Origin of the sequence: Paenibacillus sp. LHD-38 (genome assembly GCF_031157315.1) — a bacterium.
Taxonomy (GTDB): Bacteria; Bacillota; Bacilli; order Paenibacillales; family Paenibacillaceae; genus Pristimantibacillus.
On sequence record NZ_JAVIFU010000076.1, the window covers coordinates 1 to 21,395 of the forward strand.

A 21,395-nucleotide genomic window follows, 5' to 3' on the forward strand; every position below is an offset into this window, starting at 1 on the left:
TAACCAACCCACGGATAGCAGCGTGCCGACCGTCGCTCGCTTATTTGCCCCCGCGCCTAGTGTTTCGGTTAATGCAAGTACGAGGTATTGACAAAAACGTTCATAGCAACGTACCCGTTAGCGTAATAATGGGTTTTCTTTGGATGGATCAGGGTACGTTATTATCACTGAGTCTGCAATCTCAACTAATTTTTCAGGTGAAACTTTTTCTGCAGCCCGATGATCCACACTTAAAATGTAATGCCACCCTGCTTTTTCAAATGACAAAAAATCGAAGGCACTACCAAGAGTTCCGTAAAAAGCGTTACTGTTATCTTTAAGTTTGTATATTTTTACTACATTCCTTTTCGGAGGGAATTTTTTATTATTGCTATCTGGTCGAACCGAAATTAAATAATGGTTAGCACTATCAAGTTCGCTAATAAACTCGATTTCAAGTTCATCATTATTTTCACCGACTGAATTATTGCACCTACCGAACTGATGAGTGAAAACAATCGGGGGTAATTTGAGCGGTAATCTTATATCACGCCCAAAGTGTTCTTCACATTCTAAAACTGCATCTTCAATCGATTTATAACCCATTTTCAAAGGTAATTCTTCAAGTGGTTCTTGAGCTGAAACGAATTCTTGTCCTAAAATGATGTGAATTGATAGCAACAGTGTAATAATTTGTTTTAGTTTCCACATGTAGTTATAACACCTTTCGTGATTTTTTATATATCTTACCCACCTTTTCGTAATATTTCACAATACACCGTTACTTTAACCAGAAAAAGCAGCCGATCGTCTGACCGACTGCCATCGTGACTTGATTCAATTATCGTACCCGTTATCGTAACGACCAAGTAATTTAGATTTCTTTTAGCCAGCCTTCAATCTCAGTAATCATCTCTACATAACGCCTAATAGATGCTATGGTTCCTGCAACCTGTTCAGTCCCAGCTTTCTGTTCTTCTTGTTCCTTACAATCAATCCATAAAGACCGCTTTAGACTATATTCTAGCCAGTCCAACTTCCCTAAAAATCCACTCGCCAATATCATTCTCCAGTTTGATTGGAGTTGTTCTTCTGTTCTTTTATAGCCAGTTATGAAAGCTAAGAATTTGTCTTTGTAAATCTCACCCGATTCATTTTCTGACCAATAAATAGCTGTGTCAATCAAGTCCTGCTTAGGGTTTCTATATCCAGCACATTCCCAATCAATAAGAATTGGATCGATTTTATCCCACATAACATTCTTTGGATCTAAGTCGCCATGACTGATAACCATGTCCGAAGAAAGTTGTTTGGCTGAGATTATTGCTATGGCATTCCAGTTGCTAAGCATTTCAATGTTTTCTACTAATAAATTTGTCCATTCGGCATTAATCTCTTGTCCTTTTTTCAAATAGAAGTTCCAATCGGTTGGTCGACGATCTTCTGAACAATTATTTGCTATCCCAAGATCTGAAAAATCCCCCATATGTAGAGACGAAATAATACCACCCATTTTTTTACAATGGCTCGCATTTATGTCACTGGGTTTTAGGCTTTTGCCATCTATCCAATCGAATACAAGACAGAATTGGTCACCCACTTGTTGGATAGAGGCACCATTGAACTTTTTAGCCGGTAATGCAGGTACATAGTTTGCAGCATGATTGGCAATACGTTCTGAAGTGATGAAGTTTTGCATGGACGTTGGTCTGTTCATAATTTCCGGGTTTAACGCTTTGACTACATATCTACCTGAGGTGGTTTGTACTGCATACATACGATGTAATAAACCGCCTGATAACGCTGCAGGAGCAACAACTATCTCCCCAAACCCTAAGTCGTTACATAAGCTCTTAATTTGAAGAGGATTCATTCTTCACTCACCTTTTTAGGACCTTTTATTTTGGTAGGCACTTTAGTCTATCTTTTTCCATTCCTACACATACAGGTTTATGTGGCTATTGCGTTCTCCTGCCCGTTAGCCATCCATGCCACTCACGCGACACCACAGATAATGGAAGTAATTGCGTTCTTCCATGGGAGCTTAATGACGTACCTGTCTAATACTTTTTCTTTGATTCGTGAACTATTCATTACCTGACATTGAGAACTTGATATAGCTTTGCTTTAGACACTCCGATCTGCTCAGTTATTTCTTTTATGGTATATTTCCGACTGTCATACAGAAGCAACGCCATTTCAACTTTGCTCTTATCCAATGGCGGTCTTCCTCCTTTTCTACCTCGAGCCCGAGCGGCTTGTAAGCCGGCCTGGGTACTCTCTCGAATCGTCTCTACCTCATTTCCGCCAAGCCAGCCATAATAGAAATAAAGCTTGCCTGCTGGCGTGCTGGTATCTACTCCCAGTATAGACAAATTAGGAAGTCCATATCATTGCAGAATACGAACAAATCCAACACCCTGGTTTGGTATTGGATTTGTACATAAAGGTTTAGGATACAAATTGATGTATTTGCACTTTAACTTATGTTACAGATCACCGCGGTGTCTGAAACAAACTAAAAAGATGGCTGCCAGTTAGCAACCATCTTTTTCTCACTAATATATTTCAAGGAATTTTTTTCTCTAAGGAGTCTCAATCAAGAAAACGGATAATTGCTTAACGAGACCACATCTTACTTGATACAAGAAATCACATTTTCCTAAGAAAAAAAACAGAGCCGTCTCTCAGGTCGCTTCATGACCTTTTGAGACAGGCCCGCTTGCTTCGTCCGTTTATTTCAACTGCTCAATCAGATAGTCTGTCGTTCGGATAGCCAGTGCAACTGCCGTGAGCGTAGGATTGGCTGCTCCCAGTGTGGGCAGAACGCTGTTATCGGCAACATAGAGACCTGAGACGCCATGCACCTGACCGAACCGGTTCGTTGTTGAAGTCAATGGATTATCGCCCATCCGGCAGGTTCCGCATTCATGGAAATCGCGACCCGGAATCCAATTGGAAATGTCAAGTCTGCCGTCCTTTATATTGATCGGGGCATCCATTGCTTCTGAAACCTGAATAAGAGCCTGCGACATCTGCCCGATGACCTCCAGATCCCGGTTACTGTAGGAGAAATCGACCTGTATCATCGGCACCCCGTATTCATCGCGGAGGCTGGGACTCAAGCCGACCTTGTTCTCGAATCGGGATTCCACCTTGCCGAACGCCCACATGACGTATTCCGAGATGTCACTTACAGGTTTATCAATACTGTAATGATACACAGAAGGATAGAAGGGGTAGCCGCCATTAATAAAACCCTGAATCTGTACTTGATAAGGACGGAATTCGGTACCCGGAACCAATAGAGCGAGCGTTCCCGCTATTTCGGGAAATTGCTCTTTGTTTATCCTTCCCCACGCTTCTACGCCGGAATGATTCGTCAGGTAATGACCGATTGCATGGCCCTGAATGCCCGAATTCAGCAGGATCCTCGGATTTTCTAAGGTGCTTGCCGATAAAACGACCGTCTTCGCCTTGAGATCATACCACTTCTTATCGGGACTAACCACTCTTACGCCCGCCGCTTTTCCGTTTTCTGTAACGATCTGAATCGCCCGGGCTCTCACGGCCAGATCATAGGTGCGCAGCTTCAATGCTCTGGCCAGAAATAGGATGGAACTGAAATAGACGTTAGAATGCAGCTCGCCATATTTCGTTTGAGCAAGATCGGCAGCCATAGGGAGATAGACGGATTCGGGAAAACCGTTTTGCCAAAGGCGATTAATCGTTATTTCCGATAGGGTTGACCCTTCCGCGAAGGCATGGCTTACGAACATCGCTTGCTCGGCGATTTTATAGTATTTCTCCATCTCGCAGAGAGGTACAGGCCAATGAATCATATCGGACCTATGCATCCGGGGGGCGGCAATGCCCCAATTCAAGGTTCTTCCTCCCAGCCCAAAGAATTGTCTAGCAGCCGAATATTGCGGCAAAAAATCTCCGATCGGGAAAAACTGATTCCCTATGGAACTAAGCGCCCAGCCGGAGGTTGGCAGGTTCATTCCATGCGTCGGCAGCAGCAGATCTCCGGCTTCGATGACGCCGATTCGCTTGCCGCTATCCTTCAATCCCTCGCATATTCTCCACAGTACGGCTCCGCCGCCTGCGCCGGTTCCGACGATCAGCACGTCGTAATCCGTTTGAGCCATTTTCTCCAGGGGCGTTAACGGCAGCCATTGCGGATCCGTTCCCTCGGGGAAATAGGGAGGCACCGCTGCTCTGCTTTGGCGCGAATCGTACATTGTTGCTCATCCTCTCACTTCCGGAATGCTGGATATTAAGGCTGCGCCACAACCTATTTATATTCTGCGACACTTGTCTTACATTCCGCTATCCTCCGTCGGCACGATATGGGCTACCGTCAATTTCGGGATGTTAACGTGAGCGGATTATTGGCGATGCCGGTCACTCCTTCTCTTTCCGAAATTTGCGGACTGTTCGTCGAACGCCTATACCTCCGCTGAATGATACTGCGTCGGTCCGCCAATCGAGAAAGTAGCGTCCATCGCATAATCGAAGTTTTTGTTGATCGCGATAATATGCAGATTGTCGTCGCTGTCTTTGTAGACGGAGCTGTAAATTGTTACTGCCGTCCTTACATGGCCAGAAATTGACGATGTCTACTGTCCAAAGATTGATGGTGAAGATGACCACTAAATCGTTTAAATAAGGGAAGTGGATTAGTAGCTAAGTCCACTTCCCACACATTCATATTTCAATGAGATACGTATCGATGGCCCTTTTATTTTTATCAATGGTCTCAGGGGTAACCCTCCTCCCACCCGAAATATTTAGCTAAATTATACAATTGAATTAAAATGTTAAGTAAAAGTTTTTTATGGAATTGAAACTAAATAAAACGCATTGCTAGAAGCCGTTTTTCAGCTACCCGCATGCGTTCTCACCAATTTAATAGATTGGTCATTTTGTAAACGCCTGGTCAAAGGCGGTTAATTAAACTATCGTACCAAGGGAGTTTAACGACCAACGACAGTCTATGTATTTGCTAATCTAAAAGTGTACGTCTGAAATACTAAGATTCATCAATAAATGAGATAAATAATGGCTATATATGAGACTGAATTAAGCCCTGATGTGATCAAGAATATTGATCATCAGGTTTTTTTGTATATATCTTTCATTCAGCCTCCGGTCAATCCAATTGCCGGGTAACATAATCCGCCGTACGAATCGCCAGTGCAACTGTAGTCAATGTCGGATTGGCAGCTCCTGTTGTTGGTAATATACTGTTGTCAGCGACATAGAGACCGGACACGCCGTGAATTTGACCGAAGCGGTTCGTTGACGAGGTAGTCGGATCATCTCCCATACGGCATGTTCCCATTACATGAAAGTCGCTTCCGGGAAGAGCTATACAGATTTCAGGCTGCTTGCTTGCTCCTAAGACAGAAGCAGCTTTATTTAAACGATCCGTCAATTGCGCAATGATAGACTTATCTTTTTCACTGAAAGAAAAATGAACTTGAATCTCTGGGACCCCGTAATGATCTCTTCTGCTAGGATCCAGGAAAAGTCTGTTTTCATAACGGGACTCCACCTTGCCAAAAGACCATGTACTAGCATGATATTCTGCAGCGTTATCGAGTGTTTTATATCTCTCTGAGATGCCAAACTGGATTTGATTCGTTTCTTTTTCCGTCTGCGGAATCAGAAGAGAAACCGTTTGCAAACTATTCCCGGCATTACGTTGTGGCTGATTCACTTGGAAACTGGATGTCAAAAAAGAATGAATGGTTAAAAAATGACCGATCGCTCTTCCTTTTATCCCGGAGGAAAGCAAGAGGCGAGGGGTTTGAAAAGCGTTTGCTGAAATGATTACGTTTTTTGCTTTTAATTCATAAGCTTTTTTCTCAGGAGTCATTACCTTAATGCCGTTGACTTTACCTTGATTCGTAAGGACTTGTACGGCTCTGGCATTAATCGCCAAATCGAACGGACGCTGCATTAAGGCTGAGCCTAAAAAGGAAATGGAACTGAAATTTACGACAGGGCCATATTGGGCAGGTTCTAGATTTTCTGCCCGCGGAGTGATAGTGGCTTCGGGAAAACCACCCTCCCATAGACGGGTAAGGAATGAATCGGAAAGCGGATACTTCGTCTTTGTGACGGTCATTTCCTGTTCGGCGATATTGTAATATAACTCTAATTCATTTCGATCTATAGGATAATTCAACCATTCGGAAATGAACATGCGAGGGCTTGCCAAGCCCCAGAACAAATTCATGCCTCCAAGACCAATTACTTCTCTAGCGCCAGGCAAGTCAGGAAGGAGATTGCCAATGTGCCTTGAAATTTTTGGATTTAAAAAATAGTCATCAAATCTGAGTGTAGGAAGGTTATAAGCATGGGTTTGTAACAAGATCGGTCCTGCTTCCACAACACCGATTTTTTTACCGGTATTCCGCAGTTGTTTACATAACCTCCAGATTGCCGCCCCGCCGCCCGCCCCCGTTCCAACGACGATCACATCATAATCCGTTCCAGCCATTTCATCTAATGAACTTAGTGGAATAAATTGATCCTGCAATTTCCCTGTAACCTGTGGGGGACAAGAAGGGATGCCGGTTAGATTTCTGTTTCGCATAAATATTCTCATTATTTTCTCAGCCCTTTACTGACGATCTTATATAATGAATATTTCCAGCCAATTATTTTTATGTTCTTTTTTGCGTATGCCCATCAATGCCACGGTTTATTAGGTCACTAGCCGAAGGTCACAATCTTACTCATATGACACATAATGAAAATATCACTAGCGTTGCATTAAGAAGCTACCTTTTCAGGTGTCAGTGGGATTTTCACAAAATTAACAAATTGGTCATTTAATAAAGTTCGTTATCGTTCCAACCAACTAAAAACCACCTATTCAAAGCGGTTAATTAAACTCCCGTTTAGCGTAACAAGCTATTGATCCAGACCGATAGATGAATCCCCGATACAATTCATGCTTAGATATCCCATACATACAGATCACAGGAAATTCCGCTGCTACATCTTGTACACGCTAGCGTAATGATATCCGACTCACAAAATATCCTTTACCATAAGTAAATGAAGATCGATTAACTCATGCCCCAATGACTTATATAAGTTTATTGCAGCTGAATTTGTTCCAAGTTCGCTTTGTCGGTACGTCCCGCGAGAACGGCGAACGCCCAAGATCGTTGAAGGACTCAAACATGGCCGTCCTCCTTGTTCACTCGGCGATAGGTGACAGCCGGCGCCTGCTGTGCCTTGCGATCCCCGTTACGTGCTTCCGCTGCCGTGAGCGTAAGCGTCAAATAGTCCCTTATCCCGAAATCAGGATAATGGGCTATTTGACGCTTACTTTGATACGTACCGATCAACGTAAATCTTGAACTGTTTTTTCTTACGATTTCGGCTTCCCAATCACTTTCCTTTTTTTAAAATTAAAAAGGGTTTCTTGCTTGGTTTAAAATTCGCCTCAATGATCCAGACCTTGGCATTGTGGTCCAAACCAATATCAAAGCTAATAATGTTTTGTGACGGATAATAATCACTTAGTTGTTTTGCCGCCAATAAACAGACCTTTATTATGCTCTTTAACAATTTTTTTGTTGGAGTTGGCTTCAGGAGTGTTTGCGCAATCGCTTTCTTAATTGGAAGTATTGTTCTGGAAACGTTCGTAACAACATAGTCTCTTTCAGCTACTACCGCCAGCATACCGCTTACTTTCCATGACAATTGTTTTTTTCTTTGTACAAGCACTTTTATATCAAACGGTCTTTTATCTATTTCAGCCAAACATATACGGCGTTGTACAATATATTTTGAATGGCGGGTCATTTTTTTAAGTTGACCAAGGAAAGCTCGCTTACCGTCCAAAATGATTTTTCTGTTTTCATTTTGTATCACATACCGATTCTCTTCTAATGGAGAAACTTGAATGATGCCGTACCCGGATTTACCGAGATACGGCTTAAGCATCACAGTTCCGTATTTCCTCATAAAATCCCATAAAGACTTCCGAGAAAATCTTTGGGTTTCCGGCAAATACCGGTCAAACTTTTTCGTGTCTTTCAACACCTTGAACTTGACCCACTTGTTTTGAGGGCGAGCATTCATAGATTTTCCCCCCTTAATGATTTGCTCGGATAAATCGTGCCGCATTTAATCCGATCATCTGAGCAGGAATGGAAGTGTTGCCATCCGGTAAAACAGGAGAGACGGAAAGATCGGCGACTTTCAGATTTTTGGTACCGAAGACATTCAGGAATCCGTTCACGACCCCTTCGCGAATATTCCTTCCCATTCTACATTGCCCGCCATAATGGTAGAAATTCGAATAAGATGCTCTGACATAATTCCCAAGCTGCTCACGTTTTTCAGCCTCATCAGATATAGTGAAGATTTGCTCTGGAGGAAATACCACTTCGTGAATGCCGCTGTTATTTTTTCTGGCCTCTTTAACAATATTATAAGTGTTGATATATTGATCCACCATATAATCCAGATCATTCGTATCTGGCTGTAACGGATTGAAGGAAAAGGATGGAAGGGCTTCGGGATCGCTGTGGGAGGCCATGATTGTTCCCTTGCTGCTTGGGTTGAGGTCGATAATGCCAAAACTCATGATATTGGTAGGCTTGGTTAAATCCAGCTCCCACCCATTGCTAACCACTACCGGAGTAGGAAGAAAGATTGGTGCAGGGGCTCCTTGAATTTGAAGACGGCGGCCCTCCAAACTATTCTTATGCTCTGCTTTAAAAGCACCAAAGTTAATAGGTTGATTAGGATCGGTCGCAAAAATCGGAACAATTTGGGACGTATCCACCCTGACTCCTAGACCGGCATATGCTTGAGTTTGAAGATTGTACCCCACATTCGGATTTTCAATCAAAGGTTTAATTCCTGCGTTAATCAAATCACTGGATCTGCCAATCCCTGATCGTTGAAGGATTACGGAGGATAATAATCCTGCAGAAACGATAACGCATTTTCGGGCAAATGCTTTACAAGAAACACCGTCCCTGACATATTCAACCCCGATGGCAATCATCTGCCGATTCTTCTTCATAAATAATACTTTGTTTACAGTTGTCTTAGCTAGAATAACAAGCTTTCTCTTACCGACCCCGAACTCATCTGGTTGAAACTCATCGCCCTGAGTCACAATACTCCTGTTTAAATATCCTGTTGCGGTCGATGAACGGGTAAGTGTACCTCCAACCTCCTTCTGGATAAATTGGTTCGAGTAAAAAGTACAGTCCCTTACGCCCGTGTTGTAGTCCTCAACAATGTCAATATCTAATATCATTGCTGCTGCATTGGTCACCGTTTCGATGATTCCTTTCGGGGGAATATGCTGTTGTCTAACAAATACGGGGCCCCTTCTCCCCCTTTCGTTCGGATCTTGCGTTTCGCCCGTATACGTTTCATTTGCTTTAAACAGTGGACGAACTTGGTTGTAGCTCCAGTGCTCGTTATCGGAAAGAGCTGCCCATTCATCATACAGCTCTCTGCTCCCGCGGACAGCAAACATAAAGTTAGTCTCCGAGCTTCCGCCAATGACCCGCCCGTTCACCGTAATAAGCTGCCGTTGAATGGAGGTTTCGGTTCTAGATAAAAGGTTGAAGGAGAACTTATTATCGCTGGCCAAAAAAATGGCATTTAAAACATCCGGACTGCTCAACTGAGCCGTCAAATTCGTTCCTGCTTCAAGGACTAGAACGGACGTTCTCTTGTCATCCGTTAATTTTTTGGCGAGCACACCTCCGGCGGTTCCAGCACCAATCACGATATAATCGAAAGTTTCATTTACAGGAGGCCGAATGCCCATTAAATTCACTTCCCTCTAAGAATTAATGTTTTCTCCGTTTTTCTCGCTATTACGCATGTTTTCATCTTGGGCGCACGAAGCGACATATCTCACTGGGTCGATGCCCTTATGCGATGATTTCTCCCAGCCTATCCGTACTTCGTTTGTCAAAGAAAAATCTAAGCTGTGAATGAATTAGGCTGCATCTTGCAATTGAGCCTCCCAGTGGGGGCCGAGTAGCTTAATTAAGTCATAATCTGCTTTTTTTTAGAATTTTCTTACATTTGTAAATATCGACACAACGACAGTCTATGGGGAGAAATCTACTTGCAACACGGCACCTACCCAAATGAACCTAATTTAAAACATGTCCGAATCGTCACGATAAAACAGAACATTAAAGCACCCACAATAACTTCATGCTTGTTAGCGCTTACAATGTTTTATCTTACCTGATCTGTTATTAAATTATTTCATTGCTGTTAAGGAAACGGCTCCCGATACTTTAGATTTCTCCCATCTGAAACAGCACTGTTCAACAATCCTGTATTTCAAAAACGATCACTTGGTTGTTCAATATCCAGCAAAGTTTATTAAGGGCCGGAATCTGCCACTCCCCCTGCTTTTCGGCAAGTTCAAAAGAGAGGTGTAATGATGGAGACAAAGGTTCTTAAAATAGTCGGTCAACGCGTTCGGGATCTAAGAAAACAAATGGGTTTGTCTCAAGAAGAGCTCGGCGAAAAAGACGGCTTGCACTTCTCGTACATAGGCGGGATTGAGCGAGCAGAAAAGAATATTACGCTTATCAATTTGCAGAAAATTGCTGAAGTGCATGGTGTTTCTATTCACGATTTATTTGCATATTCGAAACTTACTATTTACAGAAATAACGATATAGACGTCTTATTAAATAGCATTCATGAGAAACTGGCTTCGATGAAAAAAAGTGATTTAAAAAAAGTGCAGTTATTTCTAAACGAGCTCTTTGAGTAGCAAGATTTGAATAAGTAACTTAAAAAAGTCCGTTTTATGTGGTATTATTCCCTCATGTTTAATTAAAGGCTCCTGCAGCAGCAGGAGCCTTTTTATTGTCATTAAGTGTAACTAAGGTTTACCTGACTTCCTTGAAACATCTATTCAAGTCAATTAGTTGGTGTATTAAAGCTCTCTCTAAAATAAAATCGTATGCACTTTTCCCCTTCTTCCTTCTAGGCCTTATTATACGATTCTCCGAAATCAGCTTCCCATTTGGCATCTGCCGCAAGCTGCTTTTTGTGTACCATTCCGGATAGAAACACGCTAATTTCATACAAAATGATTAATGGGATTGCCACTAAAATATCGGATATGAAATCCGGCGGCGTGATCATAACTCCGATAAGTACCATTATGAAATAGGCTAGGCGACGCATTTTGCGAAGCCGCTTCGGATTCACTAAACGAATGGCCGTTAAAAACATAATGACAAGCGGTAGCTCGAATAGGAGCGATATCGGAATGACTAAGTTAAACATAAACGTAAAGTATTGCGCGATGCCATACGTTTCCTCAAGGTTTAAATGCTGCGAAACTGTTCTTGTAAAGTTGAACGCCAGCGGAAACACGACATAATATGAAAATGCCAATCCAATTAAGAACATGATAAGAGCGAAAGGAACGTATTTCAGTGTGGAACGCTGCTCGTTCTTGCGCAAAGCCGGCTTGACGAACGCCCATAGCTGATAAGTAATAACAGGCAGTGCCAAAATCAAGGCGATAACAAACGCGAATTTCATGTACATGCCGATTCCGTCCCAAAGCGAAAACGTATGTAAGGAAATCGAATTTGCTGGCTTTTGGCTCATTAGAAAGTTATAGGTAGGCTGCGCGAGTATGACTCCGAGTACTAAGCCTATTGTTAATATAATTAGCACGTAGACGATCCGTTTCCGCAGCTCTCCGAGATGCTCTAGAAGCGGCATAAGCCCTTCCTCGCGAAGAAGTGCTTTACGTGATATCTGCTCCGATTTGTTGCTTGCTTCCGTTCCCACCTGCACTCACCTCCTTCGTTACCATTCCCGGCTGGCTCACTTTATGGATTGCTATTCTCTCTGATATGGGAGCTACCATATTTGTTAAGTTAGTTAGTTTGACCATATTAATTGAAAGAAAAAAGCGTCTTAACTTACAATAACAAAACAAAAAGCCTATAGAGGTATTCTATCGGCTTTTTGCTGTCCATTATTCTCTATTTTACTTTGAATGCTCCGATTTTTCATCTGATTCAATTAATCCTTTTGTTCCACTTTTAAACTCCGACAATGTCGTTCCAATGGCTCTCCCCAATTGAGGCAGTTTGGATGGTCCAAAAAGAAGCAAGCCTAATATTACAAGCAATACGATCCCTGCTACACCTATATTCATTGGCAAATGAATCTCCCCCTATACTCGCTCCGATTAGAAGTTAACCAAAAGTGCCGTTACATACATCACTATGATACCCATCGTTATACTGGCGAAATTAATCCATGAAATGGAAGGCGTACCAGCATCCTTAGCATCTCTTAAGATCATTTTGAAAATGACATAAATAACTTGAGCAATCGCGCCGGCGCCTATGCCAAAGAACAATGCCGCCAATGTCTGGTTAAACACAAATCCACCGATCCAGGTTCCTAGGATGGCTGGTCCTCCGCCCATAACGGCCAAGGCCAAAAAGGTCTTTAACGTCGGTCTTGCTTTCAGCAGCGGCGCGGCGATACCGACACCCTCCGTAATATTGTGGAGTGTAAAGCCGATAATGAGAAACGTTCCGAGCGCTGCCTCGCCGGCTGCGAAGGCGGCTCCGATTGCGAGCCCTTCGCCGAGATTGTGCAACCCGATCCCCCCGGCAATTTTGTAGGCTACCCTTTTGCCGCTATCGCCGTTAAGCTTCGATTTTTTCGCGCTGGCTTGATCTACTGCGATCAAAAATAAAAAGCTAAGCAGCGCCCCGAACCAGACGAGTCCGGTGCCTTGGAAGATGCCGGGCGCTTCCGCGCCAAGCTCCATTCCTTCTTGAACGGTATCGACTGCCAGGAAGAAAAGCAAACCAACTGTAAACGCCAATACGCCCTGAATGCCTCTGGACGAGAAGCGGCGCATGAACGGAAACCATAACAAGCCAAGTCCGACAGGCACAACGCCTACATAAAAACCAATTAAAGAATACTGCAGGAAACGATTCGTATCCGCTTCCGGCGTTTTCATCGCAGCTGCTACTTCACCGGTAAAAATCAATCCGTTTTCCGTAATCAGCTTGATCTCATGCGGATCTCCTTCTACCCACGGATACGGGATAGACACGGTAGCCCTTTCAAAGCGTTTAATCGTTGGGCTAGGTGAATAGGTCACGTTCCAGAAAGCGTCATCGACCGCAACCTGCGCAACCGTCAGCTCCTCAGGTCCAGAATTTAGAACACGAAGCTCGAATCCATTGTCATTCATAATGATTCTTTCAATATTTAATACTTCGATTGGCGCAGCTACCTGCTCTTCAACGCCTGTTCCCCATTTGCCAATAAAATAGATCATGCCTGCGAGCAGGAGCAAAGGCAATATTCCCAGCAGCCAAACGGATACTTTGTTTGACTTTTTTGTCATCAATTCAGTTTGCACATGATACTCCTCCTTTTTTATTCGGCTTCAAAGAATCCCATCCATCCAAGCTCAGCAAACTCGCTTTGGTGCGCATGGAACATATATTTCCCTGGTGTAGGGAACGTAACTTCAATAATGCCTCTTTCACCTTGGCACTGCATAACGATATCCGTAAACAGCGGACGCGCATCCGGGTCTGCTCCGATCGGATAATAGTTAAAGAAATTTGCATGCAAATGGAATGAGTTAATCGGATCGAACTCCGTCAAATTGCTTAAGTAAATACGTACCAGTTCTCCTGTTTTCACTTTTATAGGTTTGGACTGATAAGCGAATGCGTAGCCGTTTACGGTGTATACCTCGTTCTCGCCGTCCAAGTCCAAATCGAAACCGTTCATAACCATCGTCATCTCTTTTGCCGGTTTTCGCGGTTTCTTAGGGTCAATAATGAAATTACCGTAAAGCCCTTTATGAATATGTCTCACTAACGGCGGTACATGGCAGTGGTAAATTTGCAAGCCGGCAGGCTTCGCTTCAAATTCATATACAAATTCATCGCCTGGGGCAACGGGCTCCAAGCCGTCCATATTCGTCGGATGGATACCATGCATATGAATGGAATGCGGGTGTGACGAAGCATTGCCAAACTTTATTCGTATGATATCGCCTTCCGTACAGCGAATTGTCGGTCCTGGAATAGTGCCGTTATACGTCCATCCCGGAAACTTAATCCCCTTGGCGATTTCGACCTCCTGCTCCGATGCGATAATGCTGTACTCTCTTATTGTTCTTCCATCAAGAGACTTGCTAACTACACCATAGTCAAATGCAGTTAATGCCTTAACCGCTGCTTCCAAACCCGGAGTGGAATCGGTGCCTGGGTCATAGCCATGCGCCATGCCATGCTTCAACTGATTATGAAGGGCATGATTCGTTTCTTCCTTCCCCATGGCATTCGCCGTTTTGCCAAATAATGCGCTTGTATTTAGGAAGCTGCTTCCTAGCACACCCAAAATACCTGCAGCTCCTATTTTCAACACGCTTCTTCTTGATAGATCTCGTTTTTGATTAAGAGACATTCTAAAATCACTCCCGTGTTTGAATAAGGAAAATATTTTGCCTTCAGGCAAAAAAAATAATAAAAAAAATTTATTTCACCTAGGGACAAAAAGTTTACCTAAGTAAACATTTCTCTCAAATAAATATATGATAATAAATGCCCATTGTAAAGTGTTTTTTCAATTCCTTTCGAATTTGTTGACAAAGTAGATTAACATCTACTTGAATTTGGTTACCATGATTATGATTTTGGTTATGGTTATGTAGGTAGTACATTTCGTCGTGGTAATTTCCTTTTTTGTTTCACTTGTCATTGAGAACCAGCCTGCGTTCTTATCCTTGAGTTCCCTATTGCATATTTTTGTACAAAATATTATTCTTTTCACAAGAGCAAAGATGTTTGCCTGAGGAAAAAATTGTTTGATAAATATATAAAGTCTTACTGAAGCTGTTTACCATTTTCTTCAACGCTTTCCCATCCATGAATATATGTAAACAGTGTAAATTGAGGTGAAATGGAATAAAATAAAAAGTTCTAATGAAGGTGTGATTTGAAATGCCCACTCCCTCTATGGAGGACCATCTTGAGAGGATTTATTTGCTCATCGAACAAAAAGGTTATGCAAGAGTTATGGATATCGCTTCAGACTTAACTTTATCGCCTTCTTCTGTAACTCGAATGATACAAAAGTTGGGGGATCAAGGGTTCGTGAACTATGTGAAATATCGGGGAATCACCTTAACACCTAAAGGTACAACAGTTGCACAAACGATGTCTAAGAAGCACCAAATCCTTGAAGAATTTTTGGAGTTAATTGGAGTTCCAGAAAAACATATATTGGGAGAAGTCGATGGTATTGAGCACCATATTAGTTTGAACACAGTGATGTATATGTCAAATTGGATCCTCTTTATTAAACAACATCCTTCAATTCAAGATTCTTTTTCCCTCTTTAGCAGTGAACGTCTTATCTCTAATTAAAAAGATGAAAGAAAACCAAGTAATGGACCTGTTTAACCCATCAAGCCAGCGCAGCGAAAATCATTAGAAGCCTATATTCAAAAAAAGGAACATTTACAGGCAAACTGCCTTGTAAACGTTCCTTTTTATATACTCCACTTGTTGAACAACTCTACCTAAGAATTATTTTATATATACTTGCTGCTTCTATATGTAAAAAGAATTTTTCATTTCAACGAATTTTTGAACGTTTCACAAATGGTCTATTTTTGTTCAGTTAATATGTTATATTAGTCACAACTAATTCAATGAGGTGAAACGTGAGAACAAAAAGCTTATACATTTAATTATTTCGGAATTGTTTCTTTCCGCTTGTGGTACAAACAAAGAAGAATCTCATCAGTCACATTCTCTTGGGGATTTACAAGAGAACAAGCTTCTGCAAATGTAATAATGCCGAACTTTTTGGATAATCAAATGGATAAGATCTGTTTAGTATAACAAATCGCAGGGCAAGCTACGGACTTGTTGCAGTGGATACCCTGATATTGTGGTTGCGGTAAAAGTGCAGAACATAAGAGAAATTTGAACTGCTTTATTAAAGAAGTCAACAAGGATGGTTCCATCATATGGGACGATCACGGAACAAGGTGTGGTGTATATCTTGAGATCGCGGCTACTGCTGCCAAAATGAAATCGGAAAGTAAGTCAGATAAGGAAATTCGGAACTACATTGATGTGACTTATAAAGAAGGCTATGCGGATCCCACAGATACGCCAATGCCTGCATAACTAGTCAACCACCACATTTACTCACCTTCGAGCAAATGTGGTTTTTTAGAGCATTTTGAAATATATGGAGGAATTTATGCTGAAGCGACTGATCTTTTTATTTGTTATTTTTATTCTCATTCCTATTTCTGTTGCGCATGCCCACTCACCCATTGAAAAGCGTAATCCAAATGTAAATGCCGTGTTGGAGTCAGTACCTTTAAAAGTGGATTTGTATTTCAAAGATCCCGTCCAAATCCACCGAAGCTCGGTTATTGTTCGAGACGAAAAAAAGACAGAGGTGCAAATCGGAAAACCTCAAATCGACCCAAATGATAATCGTCACATTTATATAGATTTGCAAAAGGATCTGTCATCGGGAACATACTACGTAGATATTGATGTTGTTGCCATGGATGGACATTCCTTAAATGAAAAATATTCATTTGAAATAAAAATGGCATTGTCTACACCTGACGAAATGTTTGAGCGATTAGAACTCGTACGTACATTTCCTTCGGACGGAACCATCGTTGACGTGTCTCCAAACAAAATCGAGCTTTGGTTTAACGAACCAATTGAAATGCGTTTCTTTGGATTGTTAAATGATAAACAGCAGATCGTTCCAACAAATAAACCGGTTGTCGACCCTGCCGATCCGAAACATTTTATTCTTGAACTTGAGAGTGAATTGCCAGCTGGTACATATTCTATACAATCCTACCCCAGCATTGGCGAAAACACAGGCATCCATATCGTCTATTTCGCAGTCAAGGAATTCACATCAATAACAAGTGATGGTCAACTTTCTCTCCAAAATGAATGGGGACAATCAGGAATTCTTCAAGTGATCCATTGGCTGAGTTACTTCGGGCTGCTTTCCCTCTTCGGAGGCACTCTTTTTCAATTAATTATTGCTAAAAACAACGGTAATCTCCTCCGTTGGAGAATCATTTCTAACGCTTTGTTTGGATTCTGTATTGCCTCTCTCTTATTGGAAATGTTTATTTATAAAATGCAACATCCCAACGTTATCTTGAATGATTTCCTTCGTTTCAACACTGTTTGGATTTCACTCTTGCAGATAAGTCTAGTAGCCGTAAGCTTAGCCATTAAGAAATTTCGTCTAATACTTCTTCTATTATCCCTTCTCGGCTTTGCGTTTACGGGTCATTCTGCTGATCCGAGCTATGGTGGCTTCTTGGCGATTGGACTTGATTCTATACACCTTCTGACTACTTCGATCTGGATCGGTGGATTAGTTGCATTATTCGCCATGTTACCCAAAGAAAGTCCACTGACTTGGCTAAAGGAAACTGGAAAGACGTTTTCTAGGTGGGCACTGCTGAGCTTTGTGGGAACTGGGGTTACGGGGATATTCATGTCGCTGAGTTATGTTCCTTCTTTCAGTGCGGTAAGTATCATTGAAAGTAACTGGGGACAAATGATGTTGATTAAAGTTTTATTGTACCTCATCATTATTCTCTTTGGAATTTGGCAGCGAAGACTGCTCGTAAAGTTAACTGAAAAATTAATTTTCGTGTTTTACAAAAATATAAAAATCGAAGTTGGTATCGCTATTGTTATTTTGTTCTTTACGGGAATTTTGGTGGATCTGTCACCAGAAGAAGCCTTACAGGGGATATCACCAAGAACACAAACAATTTCAGGTGTTACAGCAAAAGTAGACGCTTACCCATTAAAACCAGGTGGCAATGACATAACCATACAGCTTAGCGATGATACGGATGTTCAATCTGTAAAGGTTAATTTACAGACCAGCCTAGGAAGCTTAGGAACAAACCAAGCATTCTATTTAGGAGACGGGTTATATAAAGTTACAGGAAATTTATTGCACACTGCTGGTATTTATAACATGGAGGTTGAAGTTATCAAAAAGAGCGGAGAAACGATACAATACCCCCCATTTACACTCCAAGTTCCAGGTCCTATGCCTAACGAAATTGTAATTGAAAAAGAGGGATAATTGAAGCTTTTCATTGATTCTTAGACCCACTGAAATCAAATATTTATAAAAAAAGGATCGTTTGTACGGCAGTTGCCGTAAACGTTCCTTTTTTTATGCTCGGAAGCAATCAATGCCATTAATTTATTGATCTGAATTGTCTAAAGTCAGTAATTATATGCAGCTCGGTTTTCACTATAAATCAATTTGAGCAGCCGATTGGTGCCCTCAAGACGCTAATCTAAGAATACCGATTAAGAATTTCTTTACTTAGGACATTTACAATATATTCTGCGTCTTGACCAACTCCGCCAATCAGCGCTGAACCTCTTCTGTATTGCCGCGGCAATCCCACAAAATAAATTCCTTTAATTGGGCTAATACCTCTTTGGTGAATGGGTTTTCCATTTTTATTTAAAGCATTGTTTATTTGGATCCAACTGTAATCGGAATGAAAGCCTGTGGCCCATACAATATTTTTTACTTGAAGTGAGGAATTGTCCTCAAACGTTATGTTGTCCGAAGCAATAGATTTCGTTCGGGGTTTAAGTTTCACTTTGCCCTCACGTATCATTTCTTTAAGTTCATAACCGAATATCGGGTCTGGTTGTCGGCTTATGAACTTACCCAATTTAGAATGGATATTAGCTTTAAGTACACCCAACATCCCGAACCACCAGAAAATACTTTTGCGCATAAGCAGCAATGGCATAAACTTAATCTTATGACCAATGGATAAATAAACTTCTCTGTCTTTGGCTAATTCAACCGCAATTTGCGCGCCTGAATTTCCAGCCCCAACAACCAGTACAGAGCCTTTATTAAGTTCTGATAGGTTATGATAATGAGCTGTATGTGTTTGTTTGATATCTTCTGACAAACCTGTTGAAATGGAAGGAATGAATGGCTTTTGAAATGGACCAGTAGTGACTATGACTCGTTTGGATTCATAAGCAGCTTGATTTGTTTGAATATGAAACCCATTTACCGTTTGGGCTAATGACAAGACTTCTGACTTAAAATGAATCGGCAGCTCATTGTATTTCGCATACGTTTTAAAATAATCGGCAATCTCATTCTTAGTTGCATAGCCGTTCTCTTCGCCTTTTAGTGGCAATCCAGGTAACGAACTATAAAAACGTGGCGTAAACAGAACCAAACTATCGTAACGGTTTCTCCACACTTCACCAACTTCATTCCCCTTGTCAAGTAATACAAAAGAAATACCTATTTTCTTCAAATAGTAACCGACGGCTAGACCAGCTTGTCCTGCGCCTATTACGATAACGTCATATTGCTTCACATAAACCTCTCCCAACATTTCAACAAAAGATCTGGAGACGGCCCAGCAAGGAGCATGTGTCGAGTGAGTTCCTAATTTATTTCTCTACTCTTAATTACCATAAGCAATGTAATCAGAATAAAAGCTATAAGTGCTAAGAAAGGAATCGTAACGAAACTAAACCAATTGATATAAGCTATATTACATGGTACACCTTGCGTACATGGTTTAATTGCAGCAAATCCAGGTATTTTTTGCTCCATGTAGTGAAACGTCGATACAATAATTCCCATAATGGACAATGGTAGCACATATTTCTTAATCTTAAATTCATCGTAAAAAGCAGCAATTCCTAAAACTAAACTCAACGGATACATTAATATACGTTGATACCAACATAACTCACATGGTATAAATCCTCTAATTTCACTGAAGTAAAGACTACCAAGCGTAGCAACGACTGCTACAATCCATGCCATATACAAAGAGTATTGCCTAATCCCCATTCCACTTGCTCCTCTTCAAATTATTTCGATTCCTGTTCTATGGCTACTTTAATTGCATCATAATCGAGCGGATTACTAATCACGATATTGTTAATCATAATTGTTGGGGTTTGTTGAATATTGAACTGTTGCACTAATTTTTGGTCTAGATCTACTGATTCTTGGTTCTCACTTGATTTGAAGTTCAATCGGAATTGTTCTAGATCAAGTGTCGGAACAGAAACCTTCGCAACCTCTAATAGTTTTTCTTCCGTTATCCAAAGATCATCATGGTTAGCTGCTGGTTGAGCATTGAATAATGCTTTATGAAAACTCCAAAAGTCATCTGGATTACTCTTTAATATGGCTTCTCCTGCTAGCGCTCCTAATTTGGATTCCTCGCCATGGAACAGAACATTGGTATACGAGAATTTTGCTTTTCCTGAATCAATATAATCTTTCTTTAGCTGAGGCAGAACTTGTTCGCCCCACGCTTTACAGGATGGACATTTGTAGTCTCCGAATTCAACAATGGAGACTTTGGCATCTTCATTTCCCATTACAGGTTGTGAAATCGTAGAAGGGGCTTCAGCAGTCGTTTGATTTTCACTATCTTTGTTTTTTGAAAATTGATTTATGATGAACAGTGCCACAAATAATACGATTACTACTAACGTATAAACGACTAAACTACGCGATTTCTTGTTTTTCTTGTTCATTTTCCACCTCAGTAATTTATTTTACACCAACACAGTTTCTCTTCCTATAGAAGTTAATGAGTGATGGCCTATTAAACGGACGACATGAGAGCGTAATACAGAAGCAAAGCACTTATCATAGCCCAAATGAAGGTTTGTGCTATTTGACGGCGCTTAGCAGATATTATTGCGGTTCCTATCGTTACCATAATAGCAATTAATATAAAAACACTTAACCAGTCCAACGATAAAGTTAAATCCTTCTCCTTATCTAATACGCCCCCTGTAAACCATAAAAACAATGGAGACGCCGGAGATTCATTTAACGTGTCTGAGACGTCATGAGGCGCGGGTTGTTGATTCATAAAGCCGGTAATTGAAAAGATAAGTACTAAAATAACACTTTCGACTTTAGCCCATGGCTGAGGATTAAATGTATCATCCATTTGAAGCTTCCTTTTCACCCAAAACCCATTAATGATGGCGAATAGAACTAACGGTATAATCAATACATGCTTCACCAGCAAGGCTTGTCCATAAGAGAGTTTCCATGCATTCACATATTCTGGAGCGACTCCGATAGTCAAGACAAAACCTGATGCAGCTATTACTGTCATACATAGTATTGCCGTTGGATGAAACCAGTTTAAGAAACCATGTAATGCCCCCCATTGTCAAGACACGAATTTTTGAGGGATAAGTTATGTCCTCCTTCTCGTGTCATTAAGCATTTTAGGATGCGATTTGGTCTATCGAGTGAGCATAGAATTGATC

General features: G+C 41.4%; 19 protein-coding genes and 1 pseudogene. 4 read left to right on the top strand and 16 right to left on the bottom strand.

The window, feature by feature from the left end:
• Positions 1-117: 117 nt before the first annotated feature.
• The 8 genes from RCO25_RS32250 to RCO25_RS32285 all read right to left on the bottom strand — a co-directional run bounded on the left by RCO25_RS32250 (position 118) and on the right by RCO25_RS32285 (position 9,802).
• Complete coding sequence (locus tag RCO25_RS32250; RefSeq protein ID WP_309000165.1) at positions 118-690, bottom strand: hypothetical protein; 573 nt, start codon at positions 688-690, stop codon at positions 118-120.
• 163 nt (positions 691-853) lie between these two features.
• On the bottom strand, positions 854-1,852 hold the full coding sequence (locus tag RCO25_RS32255; protein ID WP_309000166.1) for an aminoglycoside phosphotransferase family protein: 999 nt from the start codon (positions 1,850-1,852) through the stop codon (positions 854-856).
• 220 nt (positions 1,853-2,072) lie between these two features.
• Positions 2,073-2,354, bottom strand: a complete 282-nt coding sequence (locus RCO25_RS32260; RefSeq protein ID WP_309000167.1) for a helix-turn-helix domain-containing protein — start codon at positions 2,352-2,354, stop codon at positions 2,073-2,075.
• 360 nt (positions 2,355-2,714) lie between these two features.
• Positions 2,715-4,223 carry a GMC oxidoreductase gene (locus tag RCO25_RS32265; RefSeq protein ID WP_309000168.1) on the bottom strand — a complete coding sequence of 503 codons (1,509 nt, stop codon included), beginning with the start codon at positions 4,221-4,223 and terminating at the stop codon, positions 2,715-2,717.
• 911 nt (positions 4,224-5,134) lie between these two features.
• On the bottom strand, positions 5,135-6,529 hold the full coding sequence (locus tag RCO25_RS32270; RefSeq protein ID WP_309000169.1) for a GMC oxidoreductase: 1,395 nt from the start codon (positions 6,527-6,529) through the stop codon (positions 5,135-5,137).
• Between the two features lie 646 nt (positions 6,530-7,175).
• Positions 7,176-7,349, bottom strand: coding sequence for a hypothetical protein (locus RCO25_RS32275; RefSeq protein WP_309000170.1), 174 nt, complete (start codon positions 7,347-7,349; stop codon positions 7,176-7,178).
• Positions 7,350-7,392: 43 nt separating this feature from the next.
• On the bottom strand, positions 7,393-8,088 hold the full coding sequence (locus tag RCO25_RS32280) for a YheC/YheD family protein (protein ID WP_309000171.1): 696 nt from the start codon (positions 8,086-8,088) through the stop codon (positions 7,393-7,395).
• 13 nt (positions 8,089-8,101) lie between these two features.
• A complete protein-coding gene (locus RCO25_RS32285) occupies positions 8,102-9,802 on the bottom strand; it encodes a GMC family oxidoreductase (protein WP_309000172.1) in 1,701 nt (566 codons plus the stop codon).
• A 630-nt stretch (positions 9,803-10,432) separates the two neighbouring features.
• Between RCO25_RS32285 and RCO25_RS32290 the strand changes: the two genes are divergently transcribed.
• Complete coding sequence (locus tag RCO25_RS32290) at positions 10,433-10,774, top strand: helix-turn-helix domain-containing protein (RefSeq protein WP_309000173.1); 342 nt, start codon at positions 10,433-10,435, stop codon at positions 10,772-10,774.
• A 215-nt stretch (positions 10,775-10,989) separates the two neighbouring features.
• Here the strand turns inward: RCO25_RS32290 and tatC are convergent, their stop codons facing one another.
• From tatC to RCO25_RS32310, 4 genes are all read right to left on the bottom strand, one after another.
• Positions 10,990-11,811 (bottom strand): twin-arginine translocase subunit TatC, encoded by an 822-nt coding sequence (tatC, locus tag RCO25_RS32295; protein WP_374992210.1) that lies wholly within the window; start codon positions 11,809-11,811, stop codon positions 10,990-10,992.
• Positions 11,812-12,013: 202 nt separating this feature from the next.
• Entirely contained in the window at positions 12,014-12,184 is a 171-nt protein-coding gene (locus RCO25_RS32300; RefSeq protein WP_374992212.1) for a twin-arginine translocase TatA/TatE family subunit, read from the bottom strand.
• 33 nt (positions 12,185-12,217) lie between these two features.
• The gene (locus RCO25_RS32305) at positions 12,218-13,417 is read right to left on the bottom strand and encodes a ZIP family metal transporter (protein WP_309000175.1); all 1,200 of its coding nucleotides are present in this window, start codon (positions 13,415-13,417) and stop codon (positions 12,218-12,220) included.
• A gap of 17 nt (positions 13,418-13,434) precedes the next feature.
• Complete coding sequence (locus RCO25_RS32310) at positions 13,435-14,478, bottom strand: multicopper oxidase domain-containing protein (RefSeq protein ID WP_309000176.1); 1,044 nt, start codon at positions 14,476-14,478, stop codon at positions 13,435-13,437.
• Between the two features lie 536 nt (positions 14,479-15,014).
• Between RCO25_RS32310 and mntR the strand changes: the two genes are divergently transcribed.
• From mntR to RCO25_RS32325, 3 genes are all read left to right on the top strand, one after another.
• Positions 15,015-15,440 (top strand): transcriptional regulator MntR, encoded by a 426-nt coding sequence (gene mntR / locus RCO25_RS32315; protein WP_309000177.1) that lies wholly within the window; start codon positions 15,015-15,017, stop codon positions 15,438-15,440.
• 564 nt (positions 15,441-16,004) lie between these two features.
• Positions 16,005-16,211 (top strand): PCYCGC motif-containing (lipo)protein, encoded by a 207-nt coding sequence (locus RCO25_RS32320; protein WP_309000178.1) that lies wholly within the window; start codon positions 16,005-16,007, stop codon positions 16,209-16,211.
• Between the two features lie 76 nt (positions 16,212-16,287).
• The gene (locus tag RCO25_RS32325; RefSeq protein ID WP_309000179.1) at positions 16,288-18,177 is read left to right on the top strand and encodes a copper resistance CopC/CopD family protein; all 1,890 of its coding nucleotides are present in this window, start codon (positions 16,288-16,290) and stop codon (positions 18,175-18,177) included.
• Between the two features lie 220 nt (positions 18,178-18,397).
• On the opposite strand, the gene RCO25_RS32330 is transcribed toward RCO25_RS32325, so the two are convergent.
• The 4 genes and pseudogenes from RCO25_RS32330 to RCO25_RS32345 form a co-directional block, all read right to left on the bottom strand.
• Positions 18,398-19,459 carry a flavin-containing monooxygenase gene (locus RCO25_RS32330; RefSeq protein WP_374992211.1) on the bottom strand — a complete coding sequence of 354 codons (1,062 nt, stop codon included), beginning with the start codon at positions 19,457-19,459 and terminating at the stop codon, positions 18,398-18,400.
• A 71-nt stretch (positions 19,460-19,530) separates the two neighbouring features.
• Positions 19,531-19,944 (bottom strand): disulfide oxidoreductase, encoded by a 414-nt coding sequence (locus RCO25_RS32335; protein ID WP_309000181.1) that lies wholly within the window; start codon positions 19,942-19,944, stop codon positions 19,531-19,533.
• Between the two features lie 20 nt (positions 19,945-19,964).
• Positions 19,965-20,642 carry a DsbA family protein gene (locus RCO25_RS32340; RefSeq protein ID WP_309000182.1) on the bottom strand — a complete coding sequence of 226 codons (678 nt, stop codon included), beginning with the start codon at positions 20,640-20,642 and terminating at the stop codon, positions 19,965-19,967.
• Between the two features lie 71 nt (positions 20,643-20,713).
• A pseudogene (locus RCO25_RS32345) lies at positions 20,714-21,262 on the bottom strand (copper resistance D family protein); the annotation flags it as partial.
• Positions 21,263-21,395 lie beyond the last annotated feature (133 nt).

Coding starts and splice junctions, on each gene's coding strand:
- RCO25_RS32335 (WP_309000181.1), bottom strand. CDS start 19,944: ATGGGGATTAGGCAATACTCTTTGTATATGGCATGGATTGTAGCAGTC.
- RCO25_RS32310 (WP_309000176.1), bottom strand. CDS start 14,478: ATGTCTCTTAATCAAAAACGAGATCTATCAAGAAGAAGCGTGTTGAAA.
- RCO25_RS32325 (WP_309000179.1), top strand. CDS start 16,288: ATGCTGAAGCGACTGATCTTTTTATTTGTTATTTTTATTCTCATTCCT.
- RCO25_RS32290 (WP_309000173.1), top strand. CDS start 10,433: ATGATGGAGACAAAGGTTCTTAAAATAGTCGGTCAACGCGTTCGGGAT.
- RCO25_RS32255 (WP_309000166.1), bottom strand. CDS start 1,852: ATGAATCCTCTTCAAATTAAGAGCTTATGTAACGACTTAGGGTTTGGG.
- RCO25_RS32250 (WP_309000165.1), bottom strand. CDS start 690: ATGTGGAAACTAAAACAAATTATTACACTGTTGCTATCAATTCACATC.
- RCO25_RS32265 (WP_309000168.1), bottom strand. CDS start 4,223: ATGTACGATTCGCGCCAAAGCAGAGCAGCGGTGCCTCCCTATTTCCCC.
- mntR (WP_309000177.1), top strand. CDS start 15,015: ATGCCCACTCCCTCTATGGAGGACCATCTTGAGAGGATTTATTTGCTC.
- RCO25_RS32300 (WP_374992212.1), bottom strand. CDS start 12,184: ATGAATATAGGTGTAGCAGGGATCGTATTGCTTGTAATATTAGGCTTG.
- RCO25_RS32280 (WP_309000171.1), bottom strand. CDS start 8,088: ATGAATGCTCGCCCTCAAAACAAGTGGGTCAAGTTCAAGGTGTTGAAA.
- RCO25_RS32285 (WP_309000172.1), bottom strand. CDS start 9,802: ATGGGCATTCGGCCTCCTGTAAATGAAACTTTCGATTATATCGTGATT.
- RCO25_RS32340 (WP_309000182.1), bottom strand. CDS start 20,642: ATGAACAAGAAAAACAAGAAATCGCGTAGTTTAGTCGTTTATACGTTA.